Here is a 16,353-nt window from a genome sequence, read left to right on the forward strand (position 1 = left end):
GCGGTCCGCACCAAGGCTGCTAGACTCACGCCATGAGAACTACTGTTACTATGGTCGGTGTTGCGGCAAGCCCCCTGCCAAGCATCGCCGCACCTCTTGGCGACTCTGAGGCAGGTGATAGCAGCGAGCGTGCCAGCGGACCGCTCAAGGAGACCAGTACTGCTGTTGGGGGCGATGGGCCGATGATCGTAGACGCTCACGTTCATGTGTTTCCTCCGGACTGGGTGGCGGCGAAGGAGCACCTGCTGGCGCGGGACTCCTATTTCGAGACGTTGTACCGGGGGCCCAGGGGGCACATGGCTAGTGCGGATGACCTGCTGCGGTCCATGGACGAGGCTGGGGTGCGGCTCTCAGTGGCGGCGGGTTTTGGCTGGGAAGACGGCGGACTCTGCCGAGAGCAGAACGACTACTTATTGGAGTGCGTGCGGCGGCACCCTGAGCGGATTGTGGGGCTGGCGACGGTCAATCCAGCGCGTGTGCGGGAGGCGGAAGGCGAGGCGGTTCGGGCGATAGAGGCGGGCCTAAGTGGGATCGGCGAGTTGATGCCCGACGGACCCGGATACAGCCTGGACGACCGGAAGGTGATGGAGCCGTTGGCGCGAGTGGCCGAGAGTCTGCAGGTCCCGGTGCTGGTGCACGTGTCCGAGCCGGTGGGGCACTCCTATCCGGGCAAGGGCACGGTTGCGCCGGCCCAGGTGGTTGCCACGGCGCAGGCCTTTCCCTCTCTCACCCTTGTGTGCGCCCACTGGGGCGGTGGTCTGCCCTTCTACGAGCTTATGCCCGAGGTGGCCCGGGCGCTGGCGCGGGTGTACTACGATACGGCGGCGTGGCCGCTCCTCTACCGGGACGAGGTGTTCGCCTCGATGGCTGGCGTGGCGCCCCATAAGGTTCTGTTTGCCACGGACTACCCGCTCATCTCTCAGCGACAGGCGCTGCAGCGGCTGGACGGGGTGCGGTGGGACGGCGCTGTGCGGGAAGCCGTCCTGGGAGGTAACGCACTGCGCGTGTATAGGGGGAGGAAGGGACATTGCTGAGGCTGTTCATCGCTGTGGAGCTACCCCGCTCGGTGCGCGAGGCGCTGGCCGAGGTGCAGAGAGGGCTTAGGGCCCACCCGGGAAGTCGCCACGTGCGCTGGACCGATCCGGAGGGGACTCACCTGACCCTGAGGTTCCTGGGAGAGACCCAGGAGCAGACGGTGCCGGCGGTGGAGCGCTGCCTGGTGGAGGCCTGCCTGACCTGTCCGCCGCTTAAGCTGAAGCTAGACGGGATAGGCGCCTTTCCCAGCCGTAAGCGCCCTCGGGTGGTCTGGGTGGGGCTGGACGCGGGCGACGATGCAGAACGGTTGGCGGCTCTGCAGGGAGCCCTGGAGCGGGGAGTGGTGCGGCTGGGATACCCTCCGGAGGAGCGGGCCTTCTCTGCCCATCTTACCCTGGGCCGAGTCCGTCGCGGCGCTGGGCCGCGGGAGTTGGGAGAGGTAACCGAGATGCTGGACGTCGGCGTGACAGTCCCAGCGCTCAGTTTCGAGGTGCCGAGCGTAAGCCTCATGTGCAGCACCCTCCGACCGGAAGGGGCGGTGTACTCCCGCGTGTCCGAGGGGGTCCTGGTCGGCCGATGACCTGTACGCCTCCGAGATTCATTGCTGATGCCATGCTGGGTCGCTTGGCGCGGTGGCTGCGCTTCGCCGGCTACGACACCGTGTACGACACCTCGCTGGATGACGGGGAGTTGGCGCGTTTGGCACGCGAGACCGGTCGGGTGTTGCTCACCCGCGATCGCGAACTGGCGGGGCGCCGTGGCATAACGGCATACCTGGTGAGTTCGGAGCAGATTCAGGAGCAGGTGGCCGAGGTGTTGCGCGCCTTCGGGAAGACAGGGCCAGTCTCGCCGCCGCGGTGCGCCGTGTGCAACGGCCTACTGGCGGACGCCGAGCGCGAGTCGGTGCAGGGGAAGGTACCTCCACATGTATGGTCCGATCAGGCAGCGTTCCGGGTCTGCCGGGGCTGCGGCCGCGTGTACTGGGGTGGGACTCACTGGGAAGGCATTCGTCGGGGCCTGGAAGAAGCGCGGGGGACGCCACGTGACAGGTGACGCGTGATGCGTGACCCTTGGCGGATGAGACACAATGCGCATAAGCAGGGTTCCTGCACTCACCACTCCCCACTAGCCACTGGTCACGCATCACGTAGCACGTAGGGGTTGCCATGCGCAGTACTTCGCGCTTGCTTCTAAACCGGTTGGTTGGCCTGTACGAGGTGGCCCGAGGCCGGGGGCCATACGATGTGCAGGAGCGCAACGTCGCTCTGCTCTACCTAGACATCGCGGCGGCCTCGGTGATGGCGGCGGCGGCCAACTTCAATGGGGCGCTGGCCCTGCGGCTGGGGGCGAGCAACGCCCTCATTGGGCTCATGACCTCGCTCCCAGCCCTGATCACTATGATTGGCATGATCCCGGCCTCGGTGATCGTGGAACGGCAGACGCGGCGCTGGCCCATGATGCTCCGGAGCCTGCTCATCACCCGGGTGCTGTTCTTCCTCATCGTGCTGATCCCGCTGGTGGTACCGGCGCCGTACCAGGCAGCGGCGTTCGTAGCGCTGCTTACCATACGCTTCGTGCCGGTTCTGATCTTCTCTGCTGGTTTCGACTCGGCGCTGGCGGACATGATAGCGCCCCGCTTGCGGGCCCAGGTGTTCTCCTGGCGGAATATCCTGGCTACGGCGGCCACCATCCTGGCGCTGCTTCTGATCCGGCCCTGGCTCGAGCTGGCTCCCTTTCCCCTGAACTACCAGGTCGTCTACATGATGGGCGGCCTGGCCGGCCTGGTGAGTTACTGGTTCTTGATCCGGATGCAGGTGCCAGACTCGGTTCCCCACCTGCCCGCGGAACGAGGGCGGCGGCTGAATCTGGAGATGGTGCGGGAGACCCTGGCGGGCAACCGGGCGTACGTGCGCTTCCTGGTGAACTCCCTGGCTGGCAACGCTGGCGCCTATCTCGCCAGCCCGCTCTACATAATCTACTACGTACGCACGCTGAACGCGTCGGACGGGTGGATTGCCAGTGCCACGCTGGCCGCGAACCTTGCGGCCATGGTGGGGTTCTTCGTCTGGAGGCGGCTCCTGCCCCGGCTGGGTGAGGACAAGACTCTGAGGGCCACCTGGCCCATCACCGGGCTCTACCCTCTGCTCATCGGGATATCCGGGTCGCTCAACACCGTCATCCTGGTGATCCTCTGGTACGGCGTGATCTCACCCGGGCTCAACCTGAGCCACTACAACACGTTGCTGGAGGTCTGCCCCCAGGCCCGCCGTCCGACGTACATCTCGGTGTACAGCGCCCTCAACAATGCCCTCGCCTTTGCGCTTCCCATGCTAGCGGTGGCACTGGCGAACCGGTTCGGGCTAACGCCCGTGCTGGCTCTTGCCAGCTTGCTTTGGATCGCTGGAGGGGTGCTGTTCAGCGTCAACCCGGTGGGGGTGCCCGACGTCAGCCGCCAAGGGGCAGAACGCTGATGGCCCCGATGAAACGCTGATCTGCGCTGCTCCTAAGCGAACCTCAGCTCTGGCCCATCTCCTGAGAGGAGACGGGCATTTGGCTCGCCCTTCGTTCTTGGGGCAAGGGGCAGAGGATCAGGTTGGCTCTCTTGATCCGACTAGGTGTCTCCACCAAGACATATGCCACTGGGCTCATCAGCGCCGACGCCAGTCGGCGCCGTTCCACATCCTCAGGCGGACTGCTTCAGTGGGCGTCTGAGCCCGACGCTCAGCTCGCCCAGATCGGTCATCAGGCGGGCGAAGTCGCTGAAGGTAAGGCTCTGAAGCCCATCGGAAAGAGCTTCCACCGGGTTCGGGTGCACCTCGATTATGAGTCCGTCGGCCCCTGCGGCTAGGGCTGCCTTGGCCAGTGAGGGCACGAGTTCGTAATGGCCGGCGGCGTGGCTGGGATCCACCAGGATGGGCAGGTGGCTGTAGCGCTTGACCACGCCGATGGCGCTGATGTCGAGGGTGAAGCGGGTGGCAGTCTCGAAGGTCCGGATGCCCCGCTCGCAGAGGATTACCTGCTCGTTTCCCTCGGCCAGCAGGTAGTCGGCCGTTTCCAGCCACTCCTCGATGGTGGCTGACAGCCCTCGTTTGAGGACGACTGGGTGACGCGAGCGGCCCAGCTCTCGCAGAAGGGCGAAATTCTGCATGTTACGGGCGCCTACCTGGAGAATATCTGCTACCTCGGCCACTTCCTCGATCTGTCGGGGGTCCATGACCTCGGTGACCACGGGCATTCCCGTGCGCTCTTTCACTTGGCGCAGGATCTCGAGCCCACCTGCGCCCAGGCCCTGGAAGCTAAAGGGGGAGGAGCGCGGCTTGTAGGCTCCTCCACGGAGAACCGTGGCGCCAGACGCCTTCACCGACTCCGCCGTGGCCAGCATCTGCTCCAGGCTCTCCACCGAGCAGGGGCCCGCCATCACCACGGGAGTGTCGCCGCCAATGGAGATGCTGCCCACGTGCACTACGGTACGCTCGGAGCGAAACTCGCGGGAGGCAAGCTTGTAGGGCCGCATGATCCGGGTGACGCTTTCCACTCCCGGGATTACGGCGAAGCTGTCGGTAGGAACACGGCCAGTGTTGCTGCCCAGGATGGCCACCACTACCTTGTCTGTGCCGATGTTCAGCTGCACGTCGAAGCCTAGCGACCGAGCCCGGCCGATGACGGCGTCCAACTGCGCCTGGGATGCTCCCGCTTTCATCTCAACGATCATGGCTCGCCCCCAAGGGGAACAGAATGAGGCCGCTCTCGGCGGCCCCAGCGCCCCACATATCAGCTCGCTCTCAGTCTATGGCGCCTGCGTAGTGTCGGCAAGAAGCGACCGCTGGAGGTGCGTCTCGGATGGGGCAAGTGTGGGACACAGGTAGCCTGCAGGAGTGGAGCGCAGGCCCGCTCACTCCCCGAGCTGACTCCGACTCTGGAATCGCGGACCCCTCGGATGGGAGCTGGGCGCGACATCGTCGTCCCCAGCGCCGAGGCTGAAAGGCACCTCCTGCGACGATTCAGGACCTCCTGCGATCGAGGCGGAAGCCGAGGGCGCGGAGGCGGGCGGCGGCGGCCGCCCAGCGCTCTCGGCGGAACAGCAGCCGCCCGCGCGGCAGCTCGGCCTCCAGGCAGAGCTTGATACCGGGATCCTGGAGAAGATCTTCGAGGGCGTCCTCATCCTCGGGCTCGAGCACTACGGCGGCCTCGGCCCAAGCGGTAGGCGGACCCATGAGGGCCGCCAGTGCTCTCCGCGAGCCGTCGTCGAACCCGGATGCATTTGCCTCCAGGAAGCGCTCCAGCCGCGCCGAGTCGATGCCGCGCCGGTGGGCGCGTCGCACCGACGCCCGGGTGAGCCGGTATGCGCCCGGCACGGGGCCGCGATCTGCCACCGCTTCTACCTGGTAGCGAAGGAGCAGAGGCGCCTCGCGAGCCAGGGTCAAGGTCAGCCCGGGGCCCAGGGAAAGCGGACTAGCGATCGCTTCTGCGACCGGCTCCTGCGATGCCCACCAGGCCGTCGCTTCCACCCGCAGGCAGCGCATCGGGCCCGCGGCCCCGAGGGAGACCGCCGCCAGCGCGTTCAGCGCCACCAGCACCTCTTCCAGGAAGCGCCCTTCCACTCGCATCCAGGCCGCGAGCCCATCCAGGGGCGCGCCACCGGGGCCGTCGCGGAGGTAGAGGCTGTCGAAGTCGGAGTCGGAGCGCAGGAAGTCGGGGCACATTCGCTGCATCCAATCCTGGAGATCGGCCACCGCGTACCACCGGGCTGGTTCCAGGCGCTCAAGGGCGTCGACGATGGCCTGACGGGCCGGCGCGGCGGCCGGCACCTGACCGCCCTCGAACACCAGGCCCGGGGCGCGGAGCAGCTCGTGCCACGAGGTGCTGGCCAGCCAGGCGTGGGCAACTGCAGCCAGGGCGTCGGAACGAGGCGACGCAAGCCAGGTTCGGATCCTCCCCGCGTCTCTCTGGTTGATAGCAGCGTCCCTCAGGAACCTCATCTCGTGAGCCAGGGCCTGCGCCAGGGCCGCGAAATACTCGATGCGAGCCTCATCGGGGGCGTCGGGCTCGGAAGCCAGCCGGGATCGCACCGCGGAATGCAGCGGCCGCTCACCAAGACGGGCGGCCCCCACCACATGGTAGAGGGCACGAACCAGGAAGTCGTCGGCGGGCCGAGCGATACGCACGTCGCCTTCGACAGGAGTCGGTTCGGCTGGCGGCCGGGCGTCCTCTTCCCGGACGGGTATGAGGGGGGCGGCGTCGGTGGGTAAGTACCACACGGCGGTCTCTTTGCCTGGGCTGAATCCGCGGAAAATGAGCCCACGGAAGAGCAGCGACTCCGTGACGCTCTGTGGGTGCTCCCATAGCCGCTCGCGCACCAGGCGGGCGGGCCCGAATCGGCGGACGCCACCGAATTCGTGTTCGAAGTAGACAGCTGGCATCCACCCACCTTTGGCTGCCAGCCGCGCCACCGCCCGGCGCTCCTCCTCGGACAGCTCCTCCCAGAGCAGACGAACGGAGAGTGGTCGGGAGTTGGCCTCGCTCAGGGCAGCCAGCAGCTGGGGACGACTGGCGGAGGCGTCCAGCCCTCGGGTGAGGGCGATGGCCCGAAGCAGCTCGGTGTCGTAGTCGAGCAGGCTCTGGGGGGTGTTCAGCACGGGGGTCCTCGCACGGATGCTTTGCCGGTCTTGCTGCCACAACTCTATAATCGCCGATTGCCGGGGAGGCAAGTGATGCAGCGCTCGACCGAGGTCCACCTAGCGGTCTTCGCGGGGGGATTCTGCAGCCTGGGGTTGGAGATGGCGGCCTCGCGGTTGCTCAACAGCTACTTCGGCTCCTCCCAGATCGTGTGGGCCGTCCTGATCGGCATGGTGCTGCTGTATCTCACGGCAGGATACTACCTCGGTGGCCGCCTGGCCGACCGATCGCCCAGGCCGCGCACTCTCTTTCTGTTGGTCGCCTGGGCCGGTGCACCGGTGGGACTCATCCCCTTCGTGGCCCAACCGATCCTCCGCTATGGACAGGAGGCGCTGGATCGCTATCTCGCCAGCCTGCTGGTGCTCTCGCTGTTTGGTGTGGTCACCCTTCTGTCCGTGCCCACCGTGATGCTGGGCTGCGTGAGCCCCTTTGCCACGCGCTTGGTGGTGAGGCAGGTGGGATCGTCGGGCAGATCGTCGGGGGCCGTCTACGCCGTGTCTACAGTGGGCAGCCTGCTGGGCACTTTCGCTGTCAGCCTGGTCCTTATCCCAACTGCAGGGACCAGGAGCGCCTTTCTGGTGCAGGCCGCGCTACTGGTCGTAGTGGGGTTGATCGGACTGGCTCGGACGGGCGGCCTGCAAGCCTCCCAGCTCGCCATGCTGGCGGTTCTGGTGGTGGCGGCGGTGCTATTGCCCGGAGGGGCGCTGAGGGCGGTGCCCGACATGATCCACGAGCAGGAATCGCCCTATAACTACATTCAGGTAGTGGAGCGGCGTGGCGGACGGTTGCTGTACCTCAACGAGGGACAGGGCATCCACTCAGTGTACCGTCCGGACATGGTGCTAACGGGGAGCGTGTGGGACCTGTTCCTTCTCGCTCCCTACTTCAACCCCGCGCCCTACGGGCCGGAGGATGTGGGGAGCCTGTGCTTGATCGGGCTCGCCGGAGGCACCATCGCCAAGCAGTACACGCAGGTGTACGGTCCCATACCCATAGACGGGGCCGAGCTAGATCCGGACATCATCGAGGTGGGGCGCAGGTTCTTCGACATGAACGAGCCCAACCTGAACGCCGTAGCCGCGGACGGGAGGTACTTCCTGGCCCACTCGCCCAGGGAGTACGACGTCATCATCATTGACGCCTACCGCCCGCCGTACATCCCGCCTCACCTAACCACGGTGGAGTTCTTCCAGGAGGCAGATCGCCACCTGACGGAGCTAGGGGTGGTGGCCATTAACGTAGGGCGATCCACTACGGATGACAGCCTAGTGAGGGCACTTGCCAGCACCATGGCAGTGGTGTTTCCGGATGTCTACGTGGTAGACCTGCCACTGTCCCTGGCGGGGCTGAGTAACAGCATGGTGGTGGGTACCAGGCAGGATACAGACATTCAGCAGTTTCAGGTCAACCTGGCGGCCCTGACCGATCCTCGCCTGGTCGAGGTGGCTAGACGGGTGCAGGGGAGGGTGCGAGCCACCCCAGGCGAGGGACAGGTGTTCACTGACGACCATGCACCGGTGGAGCAAGTGGTGCACCGCCTGATCCTGGACTACCTCCGGTCGCCTTCGCAGTGACCTCAGCCCAGCAGGCCGTGCCGCAACGACTCCAGGTGCCGGAGGTCGTCTGCAGCAGGTAGAGGGGCCGGGCCTATAGGGTCTAGGCAGTTGCCAGGCGTGCCCAGGAGGATCTCGGCCGCGTTGGCCACGCAAGTGCCGAGGACCTGCTCGTCGTAGCCGCCCTCAAGCACCAGGACCAGGTGGCCCTCGCAGTGCTCCTCAGCCAGGGCCAGGATCCGGGTGGTCAGGCGATCGAACCCAGACACGTCGGCGCGTAGGTTGGCCAGGGGCTCTCGCCAGTGGGCGTCGTACCCGGCTGAGACCAGGACCAACTGAGGCCGGAACGACCGCGCGAGCGGATCGATGATGGCGTCGGTGAGGAAACTGTAGGACTCATCGCCGCTACCCGGCGGTAGGGGAAGGTTCACCGTATAGCCCAGGCCCGGACCGGAGCCCCGCTCGGCGGCGGAGCCGGAACCGGGGAAGAGGGGACGCTGGTGAATGGATACGTAGAGCACCTGGGGGTCTTCCCAGAAAGCCTGCTGGGTGCCGTTGCCGTGGTGGGCATCGTAATCGAGGATGAGCACGCGCTCCAACCCCATCTCCTCCATTGCGTAGGCAGCGGCACAGGCGACGTTGTTGAGCAGGCAGAAGCCCATCATCTGCTCGGGCAGAGCATGGTGGCCCGGCGGTCGAACCAGAGCCAGCGCCGAGCGAGAGACACCTTCGAGGACGGCACGCACGCACTCCACAGTAGCTCCGACGGCGGCTACTGCGGCCTGGTAGGAACCGGGGCCAATGTAGTTGTCCTGGTCCACATGGCGGACCGGTGGCCGCGACGCCTCCCGGAGCCAGACGAGGTAGGCGGGGTCGTGCACCCGGGTGATCCAGCTCTCCCGGGCCGGCCGCACCGGGATGGAGAGGAGACGCTCCTGCAAGCCGCGCTCTTGCAGCGTGGACAGTATGGCCCGTAGCCTGCCGGCGTTCTCTGGGTGGGTGGGAAGGTCGTGGCTTAGGAATATCGGGTCGTAGGCACAGCCCACGACCGCATCGGAGGAGGTGACCGGCGATGACATCATGCCACTCTCATCAGGCGGAGCCCCACCCGGCAGGGGCTGTCCGGCCTCTGATTGGCGTGGGGTGCGTCCGTCTTCCGGGACAGAAGGGCGGGCATGGCGCACAGGGCGTTTCCGATCCGTACCTGAGGGCGATCTCTGTCGCGGGAGCGGACGCGGTACTGATCCCGGTCGGGTTGACCGCGTCCTCCCTGGCGCGGGCGGTCGCCGGGGTGGATGCGGTGCTGCTTGTGGGCGGTGGCGACGTGGAGCCTTCCTGGTACGGGGAGGAGCGCCGGGCCCAATGCGGCACGGCCGACAGCGAGCGCGATCACAGTGAGATCGCGTTGGTCAGGGTGGCTGTGGCACAGAAGAAGCCCCTTCTGGCCATCTGTCGTGGGATACAAGTACTCAACGTAGCCCTGGGCGGCACTCTCTACCAGGACATCCCCACCGACCGGCCCGATTCGACCCTGCTCCACCGCTCGCCGGAGCGGCAGGCGCTCGTGCACTCGGTCCAGCTGGAGGCCGACAGCCACCTGGCGGCTGTGGTAGGCCGCCGCGAGATACGGGTGAACAGCATGCACCATCAGGCGGTCAGGGACGTAGCCAGTGCCCTGAGGGCAGTGGGGTGGTCGCCCGATGGCCTGGTGGAGGCGGTGGAGATGCCGGGGGAAGTGCTGGTAATGGGGGTGCAGTGGCATCCGGAAGAGCTGATCGCCCTGCAGGAGCACTCCCGCCGGCTTTTCGGCGCCCTGGCGGCGGCTGCCAGTCACCAATCTGCGGCCTTTCCCAGAGGCGCGTAAGCGTCCAGACGGCGATGAGCGAGCAGGGGCAGCCGTGCTCGGAAGCCCTGGACTACCGCCGGGTCGTATCCGGCGGTGACAATCGCCTGCCGACCCTCGGGGATACGGCCCAACACGTTGCCATGAGGGTCCACGATCAGGCTAGAGCCGTTGAACCGGTAGGATGCGTGCTGGCCCTGAAGGGCGCTAGCTACGACGTAGAGGCCATTGTCCAGGGCCCGAGCCCGCACCGCCAGCTCCCACTCGTCTGCCGGCCCCAGCCAGGCGGTGGCTACCAGGGCCAGCGTTCCCCCGTTCACGGCCACCAGCCGCCCGACCTCGGGGAAGCGGGTGTCGTAGCAGATCCACATCCCGGCCCGTACACCGGCGGCTTCGAACGTGCCAACTGTGCTCCCCGGAGTTGCCCACTGCTTCTCTGTGTCCCACAGATGGGTCTTCCGATAGACATAAGCAACGTCGCCCGAGCCCGAGATGTAAGCCATGCTATTGTATCGGATGCCGTCAGGGGCGAGTTCAGGAAAGCCCAAAGCGACTGCCACTCCGAGGCGCTCGGCCGCCTGCCTCAAAGGTGCCATCTCTGGCCCCACAGGTGCCACCGCCAGGGGGGTCACCTCCTCCGGCGGCAGATAGCCGGTGAGGGCCAGCTCGGGGAAGACTATGAGAGCAGCGCCGCTTCCGGCTGCCTGCTGCATTTGATCGAGCATGGTGGCCACATTAGCGGCTATGTCGCCCGCCGAGGGCGAGAACTGCCCGCACGCCAGCACCAATGACATCGCTCACCTCCATACTGGGGTTGGATTCTAGAGTGGCGCTTGGCCCGGGTCAACGCCTAGGACGGGCCATTTCCGCCCCTGGCAAGCGGGTGCTATACTCGGAATCGCTCCCCTACCTCTGGCATTGGAGGGACTCAGTTGTCGCGTACGTTGGCGCACAAGGTCATCGCCGAACACTTGGTCGAAGGCTCGATGGAGCCAGGGCAGGAGATCGCTCTGCGGATGGACCAGACGCTCACCCAAGACGCTACCGGTACCATGACCTACCTGGAACTGGAGGCCATGGGCGTGGACCGGGTGAAGACCGAGCTATCGGTGTCTTACGTGGACCACAACATGCTGCAGAGCGACTTCCGCAATGCTGATGACCACCGCTATCTGCAGAGCGTGGCGGCCCGCTACGGGGTAGTGTTCTCCCGGCCGGGAAACGGCATCTGCCATCAGGTACACCTGGAGCGCTTCGCCCGCCCTGGGCGCACCCTCCTCGGTGCGGACTCGCACACTCCCACGGCCGGCGGCATCGGCTCCCTGGCCATTGGGGCCGGTGGCCTGGACGTGGCAATGGCTATGGCCGGGGAGCCTTTCCGGTTGGAGATGCCTCGGGTGCTGGGGGTCAAGTTGGTGGGCGAGTTGCCGCCGTGGGTGAGCGCCAAGGATATCATCATTGAGCTCCAGCGCCGACTCACGGTCAAGGGGGGAGTGGGACGGATCCTGGAGTACTTTGGTCCCGGCGTGGCGACGTTGTCCGTGCCCCAGCGTGCGACCATCACCAATATGGGCGCGGAGCTGGGGGCCACCAGTAGCCTGTTCCCCAGCGACGAGCGGACGCGGGAGTTCCTACGCGCTCAGGCCCGCGAGGAGCAGTGGGTGCCCCTCGCGGCCGACGAGGGAGCGCAGTATGATGAGGTAGTGGAGGTAGACCTTAGTGCCCTGGTGCCACAGGTCTCCTGCCCGTCGAGCCCCGACAAGGTGCAACCGGTCACGGCCTTGACGGGGGTGAAGCTGGCCCAGGTCTGTATTGGCAGCTGTACCAACAGCTCCCTGCGCGATCTCATGACGGTGGCCGCCATCCTCAAGGGGCGCACTGTGCACCCCGAGGTCAGCCTGACCATTAGCCCGGGATCGCGCCAGGTGCTCACCCTGCTGGCGCGCAACGGCGCCCTGGCGGACATGGTGGCGGCGGGCGCGCGGGTGCTGGAATCGGGGTGCGGCCCCTGCATCGGGATGGGCCAGGCTCCTCCGACGGGAGGGGCGTCGCTCAGAAGCTTCAACCGCAACTTCCCCGGCCGCTCGGGGACTCCCGATGACCAGGTGTACCTGGCCAGCCCGGAAGTCTGCGCCGCTTCCGCCCTGGTCGGCCACATCGCCGACCCCCGCGAGTTGGGCAGACCCCCTGAAGTCCGGGAGCCGGATCTGTATTTCACCGATGATGCCCTCATCGTGTTTCCTCCCGAGCGGGGCGAAGGGATAGAGATCATCCGTGGCCCCAACATCCGTCCGTTGCCGGAGATGCAACCGCTGCCGGACACTATCGAGGGGCCGGTGCTGCTCAAGGTGGGGGACAACATCACCACCGACCACATCATGCCCGCGGGAGCACAGGTGTTGCCTCTGCGGTCGAATGTTCCGGCGATAAGCGAGTTCACCTTCACTCGGGTGGACCCAAACTTCCCGGCGCGGGCGCGCCAGGCGGGGAGCGGGTTTGTAATTGGAGGGGCCAACTACGGCCAGGGGTCGAGCCGAGAGCACGCCGCCATCGCTCCGCGCTACCTGGGGGTGCAGGCGGTCATCGCCTCGTCGTTCGCTCGCATTCACGCGGCCAACCTGGTTAACTTCGGCGTACTTCCGCTGGAGTTCGTCAACGCCGAGGACTGGCGATACGTGGCACAGGGCGACGTTCTCAGGCTGGCCGGGTTGAGGACGTCCCTGGCGCAGGGAGAAGAGCTGACGTTGGAGAACCTGAGCCAGGACCGCCGGATCCAAGTGCGGCATCACCTGTCACCGCGGCAGGTGGAGGTGGTTCTGGCCGGCGGGCTCCTCAACTACTCCCGGGAGGCGCGCAACTAGGGTCCTAGGGCGACCAGGCCCGGTCGCCCTACTCCTGCATTCCTGCCGCCACCCGATTCCGCGCCCCCTGGGCCTTGGTCCTGCGAGTGTCCGACTCCAGGTCCCCCGCTCTCCGCGTCCCCGCGTCTTCCCCCTTCTCCCTCTCTCACTCCTGGTGGAACGTGTCTGCTATCACTTGTTTGATGAAGGCCAGGTCCTCCTTCGTCTGGGCCAGTAGCTCTTCCAGCGAAAGGTCGCGCCAGGAATGGGGGCCCTGGTACTCGCTGTGGAGGGAAATGGTCCCGTCGTAGCCGATGTCGTGCAGGTAGCCGAAGAACTCGCGCCAGGGGACGAGGCCCTCAGGAAGCGGCACCAGCTTGGTTTGCCACTTCTCTTGTCCCATCTCCTCGTCATACTGGTGCACCCAGGCCATGCTCTTGATGGCCACGAGGTTGATCCAGGGAGTGAGCAGGTCCATCCCCATCTTCCAGCCGGCTACTCCGCCCTCCACGGTCATGTGTCCGGGGTCTATGTACGCACCCACTACGTCGGGGTCGCGCCCGAGGAGGAGCTGCCAGACCACGGCGGCATCGGCCGTAAGGAAGTTGCCAGAGTGCGAGTGCAGGTTGGCCCGCACTCCGTGCTTCTCAGCCAGAGGGGCGATGCCGTCGAGCAACTCGCGGGCCTCCTCGATCTGGCGGCGCATGTTGCCGAAGCCCCGGTAGGGCCAGTACCCCAGCTTCAGGTCTCGTATCCCCGACTCCCCGGCGGCCTGGAAGATGTCGTCGGCATGGGGATCGTCGGCGCTAGTGATGCCGGTGGTGATCATGGGTATGTCGTAGCCCATTCCCCGGACTAGGTCCACTGCCCGGGGCAGGGCCTCCAGGGCGTCGGGAGGCTCGATGTGGCCGCCGGGACGCACGGTCAGATCCAGGCCGTCGAACCCCAGCTCGCCCGCCCGTCTGGCCGCTTCCTCGATGGAGAGAGGCGCGAGGTGCTTCGAGAACATCACTAGTTTCATATCTGATTCCCTCCAGGCTTCCAAGGCTGGAGCCCGACCGTGGTGCCGATGGATAACGGCACCCCCGGCCGACGCTCCGCCGATTGTAGATCCCCTTCCGGCGTTGCCGCGCCCGACGTCAGGCCCGCGGCCTAAGGGCAGGGGCGCTGCGTCATATCATGCTGGCAGACTCGCCCTCGATCAGCCGGACCAGGAGCCCGGCAGCCTCGCCCGCGACGACGGCGCAGGTTCCCGGACCCGCCGGTTCACGCACCAGACGGTAGATGGGCTCGCACTGGGTGTAGCGGAAGTGGGCTAGGAACGTCTCCCGCCACCGCCGAACTACCTCGGCCGCGGCTTGATCGTCCTGGGCGGCACTCTCCCGACCGTGCATCAGGCCCAGTACCATCACCCCGCCGGAGAGCGCGCCGCACATCTCCTGGCGAGAGGACCCCACGCCGCCGCGGAAGCCGTTGGCCGCCCGGAGTACCGCCCCGGGGACCTCGCCGAAGACGTGCTCGCCGACCGCGAGCAGAACCGCCTCCGATCAGTGGAGCCCGCTGCGCATCAAAGCTTCGGCCCGGCGCGAGACGCGCTCGGCGTCTGACTCGGTGTCGCTACGGCCCCTTTCGCGTGTCACAGGGCTCAACCGGACCGTGCCGCTCGGACCGCCTCGGTCAGGGCGCGAGCGTTGGCAGTGAGCTGGGCGAAGTCGCCCGCGGCCACCAGTTTGTTGTTGACCAGATCGCTGCCGACGGCCAAAGCGGCCGCGCCGGCCCGGATGTAGTCGGCGGCGTTAGCCTTTCCCACTCCGCCGGTCGGCACCAGCCTCACCTGAGGCAGAGGCGCCAGCACGTCCCTCAGGTAACCGGGCCCCAAGACGCCGGCCGGGAAGACCTTGACGAAGTCGGCGCCGGCCTGCCAGGCGGCCAGTATCTCCGTGGGGCTGAACGCCCCTGGTATGACCACCTTGCCGTACCGGTGGCAGAGCTCGATGGTGCGGAAATCAGTCGTGGGTGAGACCACGAACTGGGCCCCCGCCAGTATGGCTGATCTGGCCGTCTCTGGGTCCAGAACCGTTCCTGCGCCCAGCAGCACCTCATCGCCAAACCGTGAGGCGGACTGCTCGATGATCTGCAGGGCCCCGGGGGTGGTGAAGGTAAACTCGATGATGTCAACCCCGCCGGCGCGGATGGCATCGGCTACCTGGGCCAGTTCGCGGGCCTGAGATAGGCGCACCACGGCGACGACGCCGGCATCCTCGATGCGCCGGGCAATGCTACGCTTGTCCATTCGGACCTCCTCAGCGAGAGATGCGCAGGCCGCCGCCGGCGAGGAGGCGGTTGGCCTCTTCCTCGGAGGCGAGGTTGAAGTCGCCCGGGATGCTGTGCTTGAGGGCGGAGAAGGCGACGGCGAAGTTGATGGCTTCCTGAGGGCCGGCGCCCGAGAGAGACTTGTAGATGAAGCCGGCGCTGCACGAGTCGCCCCCGCCGACACGGTCCACGATTTCGAGTTCGTAGGTGGGGCCGAGGTAGTGCTGGCCTTCCTGGTAGACGAAGGCCGACCAGCGATTGCGCCAGACGGAGATGTCCTCGCGAAGGGTGATGACCACCGCCTGGAAGCCGAACTGCTCGGACAGAAGCTCAGCCACCTTCTGGTAGTTCTCCGCCTTGATGCCGAAGACGCGTTCGGTGTCTTCCTCCGTGGTGAACAGGACGTCCACATTCTGCATGAGGGGCGACTGCACCTGGCGCGCCTTCTCCTGCGACCAAAGGCGGGCCCTGTAGTTGAGGTCGTAGGACACGGTGCAGCTCGCCTGCTTGGCGGCCATGATGGCCTCCTGAGCGACCTGAGCAGCCCCGTCCGACAGGGCAGGAGTGATGCCACTGGTATGGAACCAGCGGGCGCCGTCGAGCACGCTGGCCCAATCCACTTCGCTGGGCGAGATGCGGCTGATCGCCGACCCGGCCCGGTCGTAGAGCACGGAACTAGCGCGCGGAGCGGCACCGAACTCCACGAAATACAGCCCCATGCGGTCGTCCTTGGACCATAGGATGTGGGAGGTGTCGACTCCCAGTTCCCGAGCTCGGTTGCGACAGAGCCGCCCCAGGGCGTTGTCGGGCAGCCGGCTGACCCAAGCGGAATCTACGCCGAGCCGGGCCAGGCCCACGGCCACGTTGAGCTCAGCGCCTCCGGCGGTGAGGTCGAACGAGGTGGCCTGCTCGATGCGGCGAAAGTCGGGCGGGGAGAGACGGATCATCGCTTCACCGAATGTAACGACCGTTGGCATGGCGGCTCCTCACGTGGCACAGAGTGGTGGGCTGCCCAGCAGCGAACGGGCGAAGGTTAGCCGTCCGGGGCGGGCGATGTCAAGCACTCGGCCCGGCCCTGTGAGGCAATCCCTTC

General features: G+C 66.6%; 15 protein-coding genes. 7 read left to right on the forward strand and 8 right to left on the reverse strand.

The genetic code is table 11. The features are described 5' to 3' along the window. Positions 1-182 precede the first annotated feature (182 nt). The 4 genes from HPY83_04245 (at position 183) to HPY83_04260 (ending at position 3,506) form a co-directional block, all read left to right on the forward strand. The gene (locus HPY83_04245; GenBank protein NPV07160.1) at positions 183-1,034 is read left to right on the forward strand and encodes an amidohydrolase; all 852 of its coding nucleotides are present in this window, start codon (positions 183-185) and stop codon (positions 1,032-1,034) included. Further along, positions 1,028-1,615, forward strand: a complete 588-nt coding sequence (gene thpR / locus HPY83_04250; GenBank protein NPV07161.1) for an RNA 2',3'-cyclic phosphodiesterase — start codon at positions 1,028-1,030, stop codon at positions 1,613-1,615. The genes HPY83_04245 and thpR overlap by 7 nt, the downstream gene beginning before the upstream one ends. Then, positions 1,612-2,088, forward strand: coding sequence for a hypothetical protein (locus HPY83_04255; protein NPV07162.1), 477 nt, complete (start codon positions 1,612-1,614; stop codon positions 2,086-2,088). Before thpR ends, HPY83_04255 begins: the two co-directional genes overlap by 4 nt. Positions 2,089-2,201: 113 nt before the next feature. Continuing rightward, positions 2,202-3,506: an MFS transporter gene (locus HPY83_04260; protein ID NPV07163.1), complete on the forward strand. Its 1,305-nt coding sequence runs from the start codon at positions 2,202-2,204 to the stop codon at positions 3,504-3,506. A 212-nt stretch (positions 3,507-3,718) separates the two neighbouring features. On the opposite strand, the gene aroF is transcribed toward HPY83_04260, so the two are convergent. Together aroF and HPY83_04270 are read right to left on the reverse strand one after the other, a co-directional pair. Continuing rightward, positions 3,719-4,747 carry a 3-deoxy-7-phosphoheptulonate synthase gene (gene aroF / locus HPY83_04265; protein ID NPV07164.1) on the reverse strand — a complete coding sequence of 343 codons (1,029 nt, stop codon included), beginning with the start codon at positions 4,745-4,747 and terminating at the stop codon, positions 3,719-3,721. Positions 4,748-5,036: 289 nt separating this feature from the next. Next, positions 5,037-6,671, reverse strand: coding sequence for a hypothetical protein (locus HPY83_04270; protein ID NPV07165.1), 1,635 nt, complete (start codon positions 6,669-6,671; stop codon positions 5,037-5,039). Positions 6,672-6,746: 75 nt separating this feature from the next. On the opposite strand from HPY83_04270, the gene HPY83_04275 reads away from it, so the two are divergent. Then, the gene (locus tag HPY83_04275; GenBank protein ID NPV07166.1) at positions 6,747-8,285 is read left to right on the forward strand and encodes a fused MFS/spermidine synthase; all 1,539 of its coding nucleotides are present in this window, start codon (positions 6,747-6,749) and stop codon (positions 8,283-8,285) included. Between the two features lie 2 nt (positions 8,286-8,287). Here HPY83_04275 and HPY83_04280 read toward each other — a convergent pair whose 3' ends face one another. Next, complete coding sequence (locus HPY83_04280) at positions 8,288-9,346, reverse strand: histone deacetylase (GenBank protein NPV07167.1); 1,059 nt, start codon at positions 9,344-9,346, stop codon at positions 8,288-8,290. Here HPY83_04280 and HPY83_04285 point away from each other — a divergent pair. Continuing rightward, positions 9,337-10,128 (forward strand): gamma-glutamyl-gamma-aminobutyrate hydrolase family protein, encoded by a 792-nt coding sequence (locus HPY83_04285; protein NPV07168.1) that lies wholly within the window; start codon positions 9,337-9,339, stop codon positions 10,126-10,128. The two genes, HPY83_04280 and HPY83_04285, sit on opposite strands and share 10 nt — an antisense overlap. Here HPY83_04285 and HPY83_04290 read toward each other — a convergent pair. Then, positions 10,095-10,901 (reverse strand): carbon-nitrogen hydrolase family protein, encoded by an 807-nt coding sequence (locus HPY83_04290; GenBank protein NPV07169.1) that lies wholly within the window; start codon positions 10,899-10,901, stop codon positions 10,095-10,097. The two genes, HPY83_04285 and HPY83_04290, sit on opposite strands and share 34 nt — an antisense overlap. Positions 10,902-11,039: 138 nt before the next feature. Between HPY83_04290 and HPY83_04295 the strand changes: the two genes are divergently transcribed. Further along, positions 11,040-12,968: an aconitate hydratase gene (locus HPY83_04295; GenBank protein ID NPV07170.1), complete on the forward strand. Its 1,929-nt coding sequence runs from the start codon at positions 11,040-11,042 to the stop codon at positions 12,966-12,968. 145 nt (positions 12,969-13,113) lie between these two features. Here the strand turns inward: HPY83_04295 and HPY83_04300 are convergent, their stop codons facing one another. The 4 genes from HPY83_04300 to HPY83_04315 all read right to left on the reverse strand — a co-directional run bounded on the left by HPY83_04300 (position 13,114) and on the right by HPY83_04315 (position 16,237). Next, the gene (locus HPY83_04300; protein ID NPV07171.1) at positions 13,114-13,968 is read right to left on the reverse strand and encodes a sugar phosphate isomerase/epimerase; all 855 of its coding nucleotides are present in this window, start codon (positions 13,966-13,968) and stop codon (positions 13,114-13,116) included. A 151-nt stretch (positions 13,969-14,119) separates the two neighbouring features. Next, the gene (locus HPY83_04305; protein ID NPV07172.1) at positions 14,120-14,482 is read right to left on the reverse strand and encodes a C_GCAxxG_C_C family protein; all 363 of its coding nucleotides are present in this window, start codon (positions 14,480-14,482) and stop codon (positions 14,120-14,122) included. A 110-nt stretch (positions 14,483-14,592) separates the two neighbouring features. Next, entirely contained in the window at positions 14,593-15,240 is a 648-nt protein-coding gene (gene eda / locus HPY83_04310; GenBank protein ID NPV07173.1) for a bifunctional 4-hydroxy-2-oxoglutarate aldolase/2-dehydro-3-deoxy-phosphogluconate aldolase, read from the reverse strand. Between the two features lie 10 nt (positions 15,241-15,250). After that, the gene (locus HPY83_04315) at positions 15,251-16,237 is read right to left on the reverse strand and encodes a sugar kinase (GenBank protein ID NPV07174.1); all 987 of its coding nucleotides are present in this window, start codon (positions 16,235-16,237) and stop codon (positions 15,251-15,253) included. Positions 16,238-16,353: the final 116 nt, after the last annotated feature.

The organism is Anaerolineae bacterium (assembly GCA_013178015.1).
GTDB lineage: Bacteria > Chloroflexota > Anaerolineae > DRVO01 > DRVO01 > Ch71.